The sequence below is a fragment of the Methylobacterium hispanicum genome (assembly GCF_022179285.1).
Classification (GTDB): Bacteria; Pseudomonadota; Alphaproteobacteria; order Rhizobiales; family Beijerinckiaceae; genus Methylobacterium; species Methylobacterium hispanicum.
Window position 1 is genome coordinate 23,779 of record NZ_BPQO01000013.1, and the last position, 13,712, is coordinate 37,490.

10 protein-coding genes are annotated in these 13,712 nt (G+C 71.2%); 6 read left to right on the forward strand and 4 right to left on the reverse strand.

Translation table 11 applies throughout. From position 1 onward, the window contains the following. The first annotated feature begins 263 nt into the window (after positions 1–263). Together MFF56_RS15705 and MFF56_RS15710 are read left to right on the forward strand one after the other, a co-directional pair. Complete coding sequence (locus MFF56_RS15705) at positions 264–1,451, forward strand: zinc-binding metallopeptidase family protein (protein ID WP_066925103.1); 1,188 nt, start codon at positions 264–266, stop codon at positions 1,449–1,451. 327 nt (positions 1,452–1,778) lie between these two features. Continuing rightward, positions 1,779–3,167 (forward strand): FAD/NAD(P)-binding protein, encoded by a 1,389-nt coding sequence (locus MFF56_RS15710; RefSeq protein ID WP_238230352.1) that lies wholly within the window; start codon positions 1,779–1,781, stop codon positions 3,165–3,167. A gap of 285 nt (positions 3,168–3,452) precedes the next feature. Here MFF56_RS15710 and MFF56_RS15715 read toward each other — a convergent pair whose 3' ends face one another. The 3 genes from MFF56_RS15715 to MFF56_RS15725 form a co-directional block, all read right to left on the reverse strand. After that, positions 3,453–5,273 (reverse strand): NADPH-dependent assimilatory sulfite reductase hemoprotein subunit, encoded by a 1,821-nt coding sequence (locus MFF56_RS15715; protein ID WP_066924243.1) that lies wholly within the window; start codon positions 5,271–5,273, stop codon positions 3,453–3,455. Between the two features lie 174 nt (positions 5,274–5,447). Continuing rightward, entirely contained in the window at positions 5,448–7,214 is a 1,767-nt protein-coding gene (locus MFF56_RS15720) for a diflavin oxidoreductase (RefSeq protein ID WP_066924245.1), read from the reverse strand. Positions 7,215–7,324: 110 nt separating this feature from the next. Then, positions 7,325–7,840, reverse strand: a complete 516-nt coding sequence (locus MFF56_RS15725) for an Lrp/AsnC family transcriptional regulator (RefSeq protein WP_066924247.1) — start codon at positions 7,838–7,840, stop codon at positions 7,325–7,327. Between the two features lie 213 nt (positions 7,841–8,053). Between MFF56_RS15725 and MFF56_RS15730 the strand changes: the two genes are divergently transcribed. From MFF56_RS15730 to cysN, 3 genes are read left to right on the forward strand one after another with little or no spacing between them, the layout of a single operon-like run. After that, complete coding sequence (locus tag MFF56_RS15730) at positions 8,054–8,875, forward strand: phosphoadenylyl-sulfate reductase (protein ID WP_066924249.1); 822 nt, start codon at positions 8,054–8,056, stop codon at positions 8,873–8,875. After that, a complete protein-coding gene (gene cysD / locus MFF56_RS15735) occupies positions 8,872–9,822 on the forward strand; it encodes a sulfate adenylyltransferase subunit CysD (RefSeq protein WP_066924251.1) in 951 nt (316 codons plus the stop codon). Before MFF56_RS15730 ends, cysD begins: the two co-directional genes overlap by 4 nt. Further along, entirely contained in the window at positions 9,822–11,231 is a 1,410-nt protein-coding gene (gene cysN, locus MFF56_RS15740; protein ID WP_066924253.1) for a sulfate adenylyltransferase subunit CysN, read from the forward strand. Before cysD ends, cysN begins: the two co-directional genes overlap by 1 nt. A gap of 210 nt (positions 11,232–11,441) precedes the next feature. On the opposite strand, the gene ftsY is transcribed toward cysN, so the two are convergent. Beyond that, positions 11,442–12,866 (reverse strand): signal recognition particle-docking protein FtsY, encoded by a 1,425-nt coding sequence (ftsY, locus tag MFF56_RS15745; RefSeq protein WP_066927418.1) that lies wholly within the window; start codon positions 12,864–12,866, stop codon positions 11,442–11,444. A 59-nt stretch (positions 12,867–12,925) separates the two neighbouring features. Between ftsY and MFF56_RS15750 the strand changes: the two genes are divergently transcribed. Beyond that, complete coding sequence (locus MFF56_RS15750) at positions 12,926–13,618, forward strand: RluA family pseudouridine synthase (RefSeq protein WP_066927420.1); 693 nt, start codon at positions 12,926–12,928, stop codon at positions 13,616–13,618. Positions 13,619–13,712 lie beyond the last annotated feature (94 nt).

Below are 13,712 nucleotides of genomic sequence, written 5' to 3' on the forward strand. Positions count from 1 at the left end.
GGCAGTCTCGTCTGAGCGATTCCGGGCACGAACGCCGCCCGATCCCGCCGCGCGGCGGGGCGACGCCCGATGATACACGGGGGACGCCGCAAGCAAGTTCCGTGCGGCCCCGCCGCGGGTCGAGGGCGGCGGTCGCACGGCCCGGTTAGGAGGCAAGGGAACTTTGTCCGTCAAGACACTTTGACGCGTCGAGGGCGTGGCACAGGATAAGCCTGTCCCCGGCCCGGCCGCCGCAACGGACGCGCCGGCCTCGGAACCCACGTATGAAGATCTTCCAGTGCCAGGCCTGCGACCAGCCGGTGACCTTCGAGGCCACCGCCTGCGAGAGCTGCGAGCGGCGCCTTGGCTACGTCTGCGACCGGCACGAGGTCTCGGCGCTGGAGCCGGTCGGCACCTCGGCCCATCCGGGCTCGGCCGGGATTCCGGTCTACCACGCCTACGCGCATTCGGGCCGCCGCTACCGCTTCTGCGCCAATGCCCGGCACGGCGCCTGCAACTGGCTGGTGCCGGACGAGTCCCCCGACATCTTCTGCACCACCTGCCGGCACAACCACGTGGTGCCGGACCTCACGATTCCCTGGAACCTCACGCGCTGGCGGCAGGTGGAGGCGGCCAAGCACCGGCTGTTCTACTCGCTGCTGCGCCTCGACCTGCCGCTCGCGACCCGGGCCCAGTACACGGACGGCCTCGCCTTCGACTTCCTGGTCGATCCCTCCGAGACCTATTTGGGCGGCCCCCCGGTGATGACGGGGCACCTCAACGGCCTCATCACGATGAACATCGCCGAGGCCGACGACGTCGAGCGCGAACGGCGCCGGACGCTGTTCGGCGAGCACTACCGGACGCTACTGGGCCACTTCCGGCACGAGATCGGGCACTATTTCTGGTACCTGCTCGTCCAGAACAGCCCCCATCTCGACGCGTTCCGGGCGCTGTTCGGCGACGAGAGCCTGAACTACGCCGCCGCCCTGCAGACGCACTACGCCAGCGGCGCGCCCGCGAACTGGGAGGAATCCTACGTCTCGACCTACGCGACGAGCCATCCGTGGGAGGATTTCGCCGAGACCTTCGCGCACTACCTGCACATCGTCGATACGGTGGAGACCGCCTCGACCTTCGAGCTGCACCTGCGCCCGCGCCTCCGGACGGGGCGGAGCGAGCCGGTGGTGATCGACTTCGACCCCTACCGGACGCCGGACCTCGACCGCCTGATCGCGGCGTGGCTGCCGCTGACCTACGCGATCAACTCGCTCTCGCGCAGCATGGGCCAGAGCGACCTCTACCCCTTCGTGCTGACGCCCGCGGTGATCGCCAAGCTCGCCTTCGTGCACGAGCGCATCTACGCGGCGCGCGGCGACGTGCCGACCCCCGATCCGGCCGCCGCGGGCACCGAGATCCTGAAGGCGGTGATCACCGGCCTGCGCCAGAAGGTGGCTGCGCCGGTCGTCTGAGCGCCCTGGGGATCCCCAAGGGCCTCAGGCCCTTGGGCGGGGTCCGGGGCGCGCAGCCCCGGGTTTGGCTTCCTTCAACCGGCTTCGCCGGTTGAAGGAAGCCAATGCGGGCTCTGCCCTGCACCCGCCAAAGGTCTCGACCTTTGGGATCCATGACCGGAGCGGCCGGGCGAAGATTCGTCTCCGGGCCGCGCGGGCGGCGGGCGCGACCTTCGCCGTCCCGCCCGGAGAAGGGAGGTGCCTTCCATGGCGGCCCGGGGTACGGCAGGCTACTCTTCCGCGGGAGCCGCCGGGGCTCCCGCACCGACCCGGGTTCCCGAAAGACCGATGTCAGACCGACCGCTCCCCGCCGAGGCGCATCCGCTCCCGATCGCCGTGATCGGGGCGGGGTTCAGCGGCACCGCGGCGGCGATCCAGCTCCTGGCGCAGTTGCCGCCGGGGCGGCCGGTGCTGCTCTGCGAGCGCGCCGAGCGCTTCGGGCGCGGGCGTGCCTACGCGACGGGCAACCCGGACCACCTCCTCAACGTGCGCGCCGCCAACATGAGCGCCTTCCCCGACCGGCCGTCGCAGTTCGAGGACTGGCTGGCGGGTGCCGACGAGGCCGAGGGCATCCGCCGGACCTCTGCCGGCACCTTCGCGGCCCGCGGCCTCTACGGGCGCTACCTCTCCGAATTGCTCACCGCCGCCGTGACCGGGCCGGGCGCCCCGCGCCTGCAGCTCGTCAACGAGGCGATCACCGACATCGCGCCGGAGGACGGGCGCCTCGTCCTGCGCAGCGAGGGCGGCCGGCGCTTTCCCGCCGCGGGCGCCGTGCTGGCGATGGGCAACCTCGCCGCCCCCGAGGAGCCGGCCAGCCGCCACCGGGCCGATCCCTGGAACCCGGACGGGTTCGGGCGCCTGCACCCGGATCGCGCCGTCCTCGTGGTCGGCACCGGCCTCAGCATGGTCGATGCGGTGATGAACCTCAGGCGTCACGGCTTTGCCGGCCGCATCGTCGCGCTCTCGCGCCGGGGACAAGTCTCCACCGTGCACGCGCCGGCCGGCGCCTGGCCGCTGCCGGACTTCTCGGCGGGGGAGCGCGCCTCGCTCACGCGGCTGCTCGCCCGCATCCGCCGGGAGGTCGCGGCGGCAGCCGCCGTCGGCGTCGGCTGGCACGGGGTGCTGGACGCCCTGCGGCCGATCACCGACACGCTCTGGCTCGGCCTCCCGGAGGCCGAGAAGGCGCGCTTCCTTCGCCACCTGCGCCCGTTCTGGGACGTCCACCGCCACCGCGCCGCGCCGCCCGCGGGCGCGGCCATCGCCGCGGAGATCGCGGCGGGCACGCTGGAGGTCCGCGCAGCCCGGCTCCTCTCGATCGAGGACCGGCCCGACGAGGCGCTGGTCACCTGCCGGCCGCGCGGGGCAGGGGAGACGGAGACCTTCGCGGTCCAGTGCATCCTCGACGCCCGCGGCATCGGCCGGGTCGCCGAGACCGCCGACCCGCTCCTGCGCCGCCTGATCGGCCGCGGGCTGGTCCGGCCCGGTCCCTTCGGCATCGGGCTCGACGTGCACCCCGACCTCTCGGTCGCGGGCGAAGTGACCGGCGATTTGCCGGCCCCGCTCTGGACGCTCGGGCCGCTCATCCGCGGCGTGTTCTGGGAATGCACGGCCGTGCCCGACATCCGCAACCAGGCGGCGCAGCTCGCGCGGGCGGTGGCGGAGAGGGTGCGGGGATAGCCGGAAGGGGCGGCGGGGAACCGCCCCCGCCCGTCTCAGGCGGCCTCCGGTTGATCGGTTCGGCGGCGTGCGGTGAACCGCGCCGTGCCTCCCTCTCCCATAGGGAGAGGGTCGGGGTGAGGGGTATGACCTGACAGGACTGAGCACGCCATCGACGCGCATTCAGTACGGCGCCACCTCCGGCAGCCTCATACCCCTCACCCTGTCCCTCTCCCTATGGGAGAGGGGACCCGCGCTTCGTTCCGAGACGATGCGTTGGACCGAACCCACCAACCGGAAACCGTCTCAGGCGGCGGGCTTCAGCGCGCCCGTCCGGTCATGGAAGTCCGGCCCGTTCGTCGTCTTGGCCACATGGCCGGCGCGGATGACGAAGTCGCCGAAATGCTCGCCCGGCTGCCGGTTCTTCGCGTAGTCGGCGAACAGCGGGTCGAGGATGCCGCGGATCTCCGAGGCCTGGACGTCCTCGCGGTAGAGCTTGCTCAGCCGCGAGCCGTCGAAGGCGGCGCCGAGATAGAGGTGGTAGCGCTCGGGCCCGCGGCCGACGAGGCCGATCTCCGAGATGAAGGGCCGGGCGCAGCCGTTCGGGCAGCCGGTCGAGCGGATCGTGATGTCCTCGTCCGCGAGGCCGTGGCTCGCCAGGCTCTCCTCGAGCTCCGAGACGAGATCCGGCAGGTAGCGCTCGCTCTCGGCGAGCGCCAGGCCGCAGGTCGGCAGCGCCACGCAGGCGAGCGCGTTGCGGCGCAGCGCGCCCGCGCCGTTGGTGAGGCCGTACTCGGCCACCAGCGCGTCGATCTCGGCCTTCTTGGCCGCCGGCACGTTGGCGATGATCACGTTCTGGTTGCCCGTGAGGCGGAAATCGCCCTCGTGCACCTCGGCGATGCGGCGGAAGCCCGACAGGAACTGCGGCCCGCCCTCGACGTCCTTGATCCGGCCGGACGGCACGTAGAGCGTGAGGTGGTGGCGCCCGTCCTCGCCCTCGACCCAGCCGTAGCGGTCGCCGTTGCCCGTGAAGGTGAAGGGCTTCGGGTCGGCGAGCGGCTTGCCGACGCGCTTCTCGACCTCGGCCCGGAAGGCTTTGAGGCCGTAGCGCTCGATCGTGTACTTGAGCCGCGCGTTCTTGCGGTTCTTGCGGTTGCCCCAGTCGCGCTGGACCGTCATCACGGCTTCCGCCGCTTTGAGGGCGTCCGCGGGCTCCACGAAGCACATCACGTCGGCGGTGCGCGGGAAGGTGTCGGTCTCGCCGTGGGTCATGCCCATGCCGCCGCCCACCGTGACGTTCCAGCCGGTGAGCTTGTTCTTCTTGTCGAGGATCGCGATGAAGCCGAGGTCGTGGGCGAAGATGTCGACCTCGTTCGAGGGCGGCACCGCCACCACGGTCTTGAACTTCCGGGGCAGGTAGGTCCGGCCGTAGACCGGCTCGATCTCGGCCGCGTCCTCGCCGCCGACCACGCGCTCGCCGTCGAGCCAGATCTCGCGCCACGCGCTCGTCTTCGGCAGGAGCGAGTCGGAGATGTCCTTGGCGAGCTTCAGGGCCTCCCGGTGCGCGCCGGCCTGGGCCGGGTTCGTGGCCGCCATCACGTTGCGGTTGACGTCGCCGCAGGCCGCGATCGTGTCGAGCAGCGCCGCGTCGATCGCCGCCATCGTGCGCTTGAGGTTCGACTTGATGACGCCGTGGTACTGGAAGGTCTGGCGCGTCGTGGCGCGCAGCGCGTTGCCCGCGTAGGTGCGGGCGATGTCGTCGAGGATCAGCCACTGCTTCGGCGTCACCACGCCGCCCGCGATGCGCAGGCGGATCATGAAGCTGTAGGCCTTGTCGAGCTTCTTCCGGGTGCGCTCGGCCCGGATGTCGCGGTCGTCCTGCAGGTACATCCCGTGGAACTTCACGAGCTGCCCGTCATCCTCCGAGATCGCCCCGGTGGCATGCTTGAGGAGGCCGTCGGCGAGCGTGCCGCGGAGGTACCCGCTGGCGATCTTGATGTGCTCGTTGGCCGAGAGTGCGGCCGCGCGCGCGGCTTCCGCATCGGTGATCGGGCGCTCGGTCGGGGGCGTCTCGTAGGTGCGCTCGGCCGGGGTCTCGGCGGCGTCGCGGGGGCTGTGGTCGTCCATGGAACGAATCCAATATCGTCGAAAGCGTAAATCTCTCCCTCGCCGGGGCCTTGAGCCCGCGGGCGGGGGAGAGCGTGGAGCGTGCTGTTCGGGAGGTTCGCTCCCTGCTCCCGCGGCGGGGGCATCCGCCTCCGCAACAGGATGTACCCGCGCCGGGGGCGGGCGTTCCGGTCTTCAGTAGACGTCCTGCTGGTAGCGGTGACCGCGCTCCAGCGTCGCGACCTGCGCCTCGGCGTCGGCCGGGCTCAGGCCCTTCGTGGTCTCGTAGGCCTTCACCACGGCGGCCCGCACGTCGCGCGCCATGTTCTTGGCATCGCCGCAGACGTAGAGATGCGCGCCCCCGTCGAGCCAGGAGACCAGCTCCGCGGCGTGCTGGGTGATCCGGTCCTGCACGTAGATCTTTTCCGGCTGGTCGCGCGAGAAGGCCACGTCGATCTTGGTCAGCGAACCGTCCTCCAGGGCCTCCTGCCACTCGAGCTGGTAGAGGAAGTCGTGGGTGAACTGGCGGTCTCCGAAGAACAGCCAGGAGCGCCCGGAAGCCTCCGTCGCGCGGCGCTCCTGCACGAAGGCGCGGAAGGGCGCCACGCCCGTACCGGGCCCGACCATGATGATGTCGGTGGCGGGATCCTGCGGCAGGCGGAAATGGCGGTTGGGCTTCAGCCGCACCCGCAGCTTGGCTCCGTCGCGGATGCGGTCGGCCACGTGCACCGAGGTGACGCCGGAGCGGGCGCGCCCGTGGGTCTGGTAGCGCACGGCGGCGATCGTCAGGTGGACCTCGTCGCCGACCTCCTTGCGCGAGGAGGCGATCGAGTAGGCCCGCGGCGGCAGCGGCCGGGTGATGGCGCCGAGGTGCTCGCCCGTAAGCTTGGCCGGGTAGGTCTCGATCAGGTCGATGAGCTGGCGCCCCTCGATCCAGGCGCGGGCCTCGCCGCTGTCGATGAGCTTCTGCGCGTCGGCGTGGCCGGTCGCCTTGACGAAGCGCTCGATCGTGGCGGCCGAGAGCGTGGTGATGTCGCGCTCGGAGAGCAGCGCCTTGCGCAAGGCCTCGTCGCCCTCGAGGCCGGCAGCCTTGAGGATCTCGTCCACGAGTTGCGGATCGTTCTCGGGGTAGATCTCGAGGGAGTCGCCCGGCTCGTAGGCCGGCGCGCCCTCCTCGAAGGCGAGCGCGAGGTGGATCGTCTCCTTGTCGGAACGCGAGGAGTTGAGGTTCACGTGCTCGACCACCTCGACCAGGTAGGGCTCGCGGCTCGGCTCGGCATCCTCGTCCTCGGCCCCGCCCGCGCGGGCGAAATCGACCGCCACCACGTTGTCGGCGGGCGCAGGTGCCAGCGCCTTGAGCGTCGCCTTGATCCAGTCGGCGGCAGGCTTGTCGAAGTCGAGGTCGAGGTCGGCGCGCTCCGCGGCGCGCTTGCCCCCCAGCGCCTCGAACCGAGCGTCGAGCGCCTTGCCGATGGCGCAGAACTCCGCGTAGCTCGTGTCGCCGAGCGCCAGCACCGCGAACTCGACGCCGTCGAGGCGGGGCGCCGCGTCACCCATCAGCTCGCCGTAGGCCCGCACCGCGCGGGCCGGCGGCTCGCCCTCGCCCCAGGTCGCGGCGATCGCCACGATCTTGCCGGCCTTCGGCAGGGTCGCGAGGTCGAGGTCGGCGAAATCCACCACCTTCGGCTTGAAGCCCTGCTTGCGCGCGAGCTTGCCGACGTCGCCCGCGAGCTTCTCCGAGTTCCCCGATTCGCTGGCGAACAGGACGGTCAGCGGCTCGGCGGCCTTCGGGGGGGCGGCCGGCGCCGCGGCGGGCTGGCCGCCCGCGGCGTCGAGGCCGGCGAGGAAGCCCGCGAGCCAGGCGCGCTGGATGGGCGTCGCGGCGCCGAGCACCGCGTCGAGGCTGGCGCGCTCGTTGTCGGCGAAGGGCGCGGTGCGGGGGAGTATGGCTTGGCGTGACATCAGGTGACCATGTCGTCGTACGCGAGGCTTCTGTCAACGGGGAACGTTCTTTTTACAGAACCACGCAGGAAGAGAAGAAGCCGTCTGCTGTTGCGTTGCAGAAGAAAATATTATTCTCCAACCACCGCCAGAGTCGGCGCGGTCCCGGGCAGATGCCGGCCGTGCGTCGGTGGAGCGGGCAGGGGCAGGGCGGTGGTGGACTTCACCTTCTCCATGGCGAAGCGGGAGGTGACGTTCTTGAGCGGCAGGGTCGCGATGAGCTTCTTATAAAAGGTGTCGTAGGCGGCCATGTCGGCGACGACGACCCGCAGCATGTAATCGACGTCGCCGGCCATGCGGTAGAATTCCAGCACCTCCGGCATCGCCGAGACGGTGTCGGCGAAGCGCTCCAGCCAGTCCTTCGAGTGGTCGGCCGTCTCGATGGAGACGAAGACCGTGAGGCCGAGCCCGAGCTTCACAGGATCGAGCACCGCCACGCGCCGGTCGATGACGCCGTCCGCCTCCAGGCGCTGGATGCGCTTCCAGCAGGGCGTCTGCGACAGGCCCACGCGCTCGCCGATCGCGGCGATCGAGAGGGTCGCGTCCGTCTGGAGCAGGGCGAGGATCTTCAGATCGATCGAATCCACGGGACCTCCGGCGTGACGTGCGGGCGGGTGGGACGACGCGGGATTGAGAAGGATCTTCCTTGTGGCGGCAACCGAACCCGTCTCCGGACCGTTGCGCCGCTATCCCCCGCCGCCGGGGCGAATGCGCGCCGCGCAAAGCCGCCCCGCCTTGACTTCGTTCGTTATAGCGAACATCTCAACCCTCACACAACCGCAGTTTTGCGCCGAACACCCATGACCCTGCTCAACCCACAGGCCGCCGACGCCCTCGCGGCCGCCCTGAAGGAGCGCGACCTGCCCGGTCGGATCCACCTGATCGAGGCGGAGGTGCCGGGCCGGCTGGTCTTCACCACGAGCCTCGGCATCGAGGATCAGGTGCTGACCCACGCCATCGCGCTGGCCAAGGGACGGACCGAGATCGTCACCCTCGATACCGGCCGGCTCTACCCGGAGACCTACGACGTCTGGGCCGAGACCGAATCGGCCTACGGCATCCGCATCCGCGCCTACGCGCCCGAGCGCGAGGCCGAGGAGCGCTTCGTGGCCGAGGAGGGCATCAACGGCTTCCGCCACTCGGTCGCCGCCCGGCAGGCCTGCTGCGGCTTCCGCAAGGTCGAGCCGCTCGCCCGCGCCCTGAAGGGCGCTGCCGGCTGGCTCACCGGCCTGCGCGCGGGCCAGTCGGCCAACCGCGCCGCGACCCCGCTCGCCGCCTACGATGCCGAGCGCGACCTCCTGAAGCTCAATCCCCTGGCGGACTGGTCGCGCGAGGACGTCGACCGCTTCGTGCGCGACAACTACGTGCCCTACAACGTGCTGCACGACCGCGGCTTCCCGTCGATCGGCTGCGCGCCCTGCACCCGCGCGATCCGCGTCGGCGAGAGCGAGCGCGCCGGCCGCTGGTGGTGGGAGCAGGAAGAGAAGAAGGAGTGCGGCCTGCATGTCGGCCGGACGGCCGGCTCGCCCGACGCGAACGTCGAGCCCGGCCGCGAAGCCGCCGTGTTCGAACCGCAATCCGCGACCACAGAGACCCAACGCAATCTGGAGATGGCCCGATGAGCGCCGCCCAAGCGGTGAATGCCGCGCCGAGTCGCAACCTCGCCCAAGACCGGCTGACGCATCTGCAGCGCCTGGAGGCCGAGAGCATCCACATCTTCCGGGAGACGGTCGCCGAGACCGAGAACCCGGTGATGCTCTACTCGATCGGCAAGGACTCGTCCGTCCTGCTGCACCTGGCGCTGAAGGCCTTCGCGCCGGGCAAGCTGCCCTTCCCGCTGCTCCACGTCGACACGACCTGGAAGTTCCGCGAGATGATCGCCTTCCGCGACCAGCGCGCGAAGGAACTGGGCCTCGATCTCCTGGTCCACACCAACCCGGACGGGCTCGCCCGCGGCGTCGGGCCGATCAGCCACGGCTCCGAGGTCCACACCGACGTGATGAAGACGCAGGCCCTGCGGCAGGCGCTGGACCAGCACAAGTTCGACGCGGCCTTCGGCGGGGCGCGGCGCGACGAGGAGGCGAGCCGCGCCAAGGAGCGCATCGTCTCCCTGCGCACCGCGCAGCACCGCTGGGACCCGAAGCGCCAGCGCGCCGAGCCCTGGCACCTCTACAACATGCGCAAGAAGCGCGGCGAGAGCTTGCGCGTCTTCCCGCTCTCGAACTGGACCGAGCTCGATATCTGGCTCTACATCGAGCAGGAAAACATTCCGATCGTGCCGCTCTACTTCGCCAAGGAGCGGCCGGTGGTGGAGCGCGACGGCCAGTTGCTGATGGTCGACGACGAGCGCCTGCCGCTCAACCCCGGCGAGACCCCGCAGATGCGCCGGGTCCGCTTCCGCACGCTCGGCTGCTACCCGCTGACCGGCGCGGTCGAGAGCCCGGCCGCGACCTTGCCTGAGATCATCGGCGAGACGCTGGCCGCCCGCACCTCGGAGCGGCAGGGCCGGGTCATCGACAAGGACGGAGCGGGCGCCATGGAGCGCAAGAAGCAGGAGGGCTATTTCTGATGACGATCCACCAGTCACCGGAGGCCTTCGGCTACGAGGCCTTCCTGGCCGCCCACCAGCGCAAGGAAGTGCTGCGCTTCATCGCCTGCGGCTCGGTGGACGACGGCAAGTCGACCCTGATCGGGCGCCTGCTGCACGACACCAAGCAGATCTTCGACGACCAGATCTCGGCCCTGCAGCGCGACTCGCGCAGGCACGGCACGCAGGGGCAGGAGATGGATCTGGCGCTCCTCGTGGACGGCCTGCAGGCCGAGCGCGAGCAGGGCATCACCATCGACGTGGCCTACCGCTTCTTCTCGACCGAGAAGCGCTCCTTCATCGTGGCCGACACCCCCGGCCACGAGCAGTACACCCGCAACATGGCGACCGGCGCCTCGACCGCCGACGTCGCGGTGATCCTGGTCGATGCCCGCCAGGGCCTGACCCGGCAGACGCGCCGCCACGCGCTCCTCGTCTCGATGCTCGGCATCAAGCGCATCGCTCTGGCCATCAACAAGATGGACCTCGTCGGCTGGTCGCAGACGAAGTTCGAGGAGATCCTGGCGGGCTTCACGGACTTCACGAAGAATCTCGGCTTCGCCGAAGTGCGGGCGATCCCGCTCTCGGCCAAGAACGGCGACAACGTCGTGCTGCCGGGCACCGCCGCCACGTGGTACGCGGGCGGCACGCTGCTCTCCTATCTCGAGGACGTGCCGGTGCACGAGGAGGCGCTGGCCGCCCCCTTCCGCATGGCGGTGCAGTGGGTGAACCGGCCGGATTCCGAGTTCCGCGGCTATTCCGGCCGCATCGCGTCGGGCCAGGTGCGTCCGGGCGACAGCGTCACGATCGCGCCGAACGGCCGGACCTCGACGGTCGCCCGCATCTACACGGCGGACGGCGACCTCGCGGTCGCGGGCGAGGATCAGTCGGTGACGCTGGTGCTCGCCGATCAGGTCGACGCGTCCCGCGGCAACGTGATCGCGGCGACCGACCGGCCGATGCAGGTCTCGGACACACTGGATGTCCGCCTGTTCTGGGCCTCCGAGAGCCCGCTGGCGCCGGGCGCGGCGCTGCTCGCCAAGATCGGCACGGTGACGACCAACGCGACCGTGACGGCGATCCGCACCCGCATCGATCCGGAGACGGGCCAGCCGGGTCCCGCCGAGCAGCTCACGGCCAACGACATCGCCGACGTGACGCTGACCCTCGATCGGCCGGTGGCCTTCGACGCCTACGCGGAGAACCGCGAGACCGGTGGCCTCATCCTGATCGACCGCGAGACCACGGACACGGCCGCCCTCGGTCTGGTCCAGGCGCCGCGCAAGGCGGATGGCGGGGCGCGGATCCCGACGACCACGGAGGTGGCGGGCAAGGCGAAGCCGCAGCAGGGCGGCTTCCTGGCGAAGCTGCGCGGGCTGTTCGGAGGCTGACCGGCCGAAGGCCGCGCAGCTCTCCCTCCCCCCTCTGCGGGGGAGGGTGGCCCCTGTGTCAGCAGGGGTCGGGAGAGGGGCCCCCCGCTCCCGGAAAAGGTGCAGCCTTCATCCAGGGCAAAGCCCCATTCTGCACCGTCGTTCCCCTCTCCCGTCACCCTTCGCGTGCCACCCTCCCCCGCAGAGGGGGGAGGGAGAGCGCGGTGCGGCTCACGCCTTCTCCAGCCCGGCGATCGCCCGGGCGAAATCCCGGGCCGCGAAAGGCTCCAGATCCTCCACGCCCTCGCCGACGCCGATGAAGTGCACCGGCAGGCCGAACTTCGCGGCGAGCGCCACCAGGATGCCACCCCGCGCCGTGCCGTCGAGCTTCGTCATCACCAGCCCCGAGACGGGTGCTGCCTGCGAGAACAATTCGACCTGGCTCAGCGCGTTCTGGCCCACCGTCGCGTCGAGCACGAGCAGCGTCGCGTGCGGCGCTTCGGGATCGAACTTGCGGATCACCCGGATGATCTTCTCCAGTTCCGCCATCAGCCCGGCCTTGTTCTGGAGCCGGCCGGCGGTGTCGATGAGGAGCACGTCGGTGCCGGCTTCCCGCGCCTGTTTCAGCGCGTCGAAGGCGAGGCCCGCCGCGTCCGCGCCCTGCGCCCCGCTGATCACCGGCGTGTTGGTGCGCGCCCCCCAGACCTTGAGCTGGTCGATCGCCGCGGCCCGGAAGGTATCGCCGGCCGCCAGCATCACCGAGCGCCCTTCCGCCCGGAACTTCAGCGAGAGCTTGCCGAGCGTGGTGGTCTTGCCGGCCCCGTTCACCCCGACGCAGAGGATGACGTAGGGCTTCCTGGACGCGTCGATGACGAGCGGCTGCGCCACCGGATCGAGCGCCCGCTCCACCTCGGTCGCCAGGATGGCCCGGACCTCGTCGGGCGAGATGCCCTTCTCGTAGCGGCCCTTGCCGACGGCGTCGGAGATCCGGGTCGCGGTCTCGACGCCGAAATCGGCCTGGATCAGGGCGTCCTCCAGATCCTCCAGGGTGGTGGCGTCGAGCTTGCGCTTGGTGAAGAGCCCGGTGACCCGCTCCGAGAGGTTCGACGAGGTGCGCTTCATCCCCGACGTGAGGCGGCTCCACCAGCCGCGGGCCTCCGGCTCGCGCTGCGGCTCGGCCCCGGCGTCGAAGGCGAGCGCGGCGGCCGCATCGACCGGCTGGATGTCGGGGACGGAGGCCGGGTCTTCGTCCGGGCTCTCAGGCTCGCCGGTCTCGGGCTCGCCAGTCTTGGGCTCCCGCGCCTGGGAGGTGGTGTCGGCGGGCTCGGCACCGCGCGCCGGGTCGTCGCCCGCGGTGCCGGCGGGCGGGCGCTCCTCCTGTCCCTCGATCGGCATGAGGTCGGCGCCCTCGACGACGTCCGGCACCGTGTTGCGTGCAGGGGCCTCGGGCGCGGGCTCCTCCGGCGGCAGGGGCACGTGCGCGACGTCGTCGGCCGCCGTGGCGAAGTCGGGATGTCCCTCCGCGGGCGAGGCCGGATCGACCAGCGAGGCCGCCTCGTCCGGCGACGGCGTCTCCTCCGCGGGCGGCTCCGACGCCTTCTCGGCGCCCTTCCGCCCGAACAGGCGTCCGAACCAGCCCGGCTTGTCCTCGCTCATCGTCACGTCCTTGCTGGCGCCCGGTGTCCCGGCGCGCCGGAATGGTCTAGCGGGGAGAGATGTCCGCCCCGATCCTGCCTGACATAGGCGCGCGCCTGCTCTACCGCGATGCCCTGCTGCTCGTCATCGACAAGCCGGCGGGATTGCCGGTGCATCCGGGGCCGAAGGGCGGCGAGACCCTGACCGACCATCTCGACGCGCTCCGCTTCGGCCTGCCGCGCCGGCCGGAGGCCGTGCACCGCCTCGACCGCGACACCTCCGGCTGCCTCGCGCTCGGGCGCCACGCCAAGGCGCTGGCCCGGCTCGGCAAGCTGTTCGCAGGCTCGGCGATCGAGAAGACCTACTGGGCGGTCGTGGTCGGCGGTCCGGATGCGGAGGCCGGGAGCATCGACCTCGCGCTCGCCCGGCGCTCGCCCGATCCGCGCTCGTGGTGGATGAAGGCCGACCCGGCGGGCGACCCGTCGCTGACGCACTGGCGCGTGCTCGGGCGCGACCCGGCGGCCGGCCGGACCTGGCTGGAGCTGAAGCCCGTCACCGGCCGCACGCACCAGCTCCGCGTGCACTGCGCCGAGTCCGGCTGGCCGATCCTGGGCGACCCGATCTACGGCGGCGGCCCGCGCGACGGCGTGCTGCATCTCCATGCCCGCGCGCTCGCGATCCCGCTCTACCCGAAGCGCGACGCGATCCGGGCCGAGGCGCCAGCCCCGCAGCACATGCGGTCGGCCCTCACGGGCTGCGGCTGGCGCGAATAAGTTCTGGATTCCAAAGGTCGAGACCTTTGGCGGGTGCAGGGCAGAGCCCTGCTGTCGGCTTCCTCGCCCTGGCTCTGCCAGGACGAGGAAGCCG

Excerpts from the sequence above, each read along its gene's own strand:
- MFF56_RS15705 (WP_066925103.1), top strand. The coding sequence starts at position 264 with ATGAAGATCTTCCAGTGCCAGGCCTGCGACCAGCCGGTGACCTTCGAG.
- MFF56_RS15710 (WP_238230352.1), top strand. The coding sequence starts at position 1,779 with ATGTCAGACCGACCGCTCCCCGCCGAGGCGCATCCGCTCCCGATCGCC.
- MFF56_RS15715 (WP_066924243.1), bottom strand. The coding sequence starts at position 5,273 with ATGGACGACCACAGCCCCCGCGACGCCGCCGAGACCCCGGCCGAGCGC.
- MFF56_RS15720 (WP_066924245.1), bottom strand. The coding sequence starts at position 7,214 with ATGTCACGCCAAGCCATACTCCCCCGCACCGCGCCCTTCGCCGACAAC.
- MFF56_RS15730 (WP_066924249.1), top strand. The coding sequence starts at position 8,054 with ATGACCCTGCTCAACCCACAGGCCGCCGACGCCCTCGCGGCCGCCCTG.
- cysD (WP_066924251.1), top strand. The coding sequence starts at position 8,872 with ATGAGCGCCGCCCAAGCGGTGAATGCCGCGCCGAGTCGCAACCTCGCC.
- cysN (WP_066924253.1), top strand. The coding sequence starts at position 9,822 with ATGACGATCCACCAGTCACCGGAGGCCTTCGGCTACGAGGCCTTCCTG.
- ftsY (WP_066927418.1), bottom strand. The coding sequence starts at position 12,866 with ATGAGCGAGGACAAGCCGGGCTGGTTCGGACGCCTGTTCGGGCGGAAG.
- MFF56_RS15750 (WP_066927420.1), top strand. The coding sequence starts at position 12,926 with ATGTCCGCCCCGATCCTGCCTGACATAGGCGCGCGCCTGCTCTACCGC.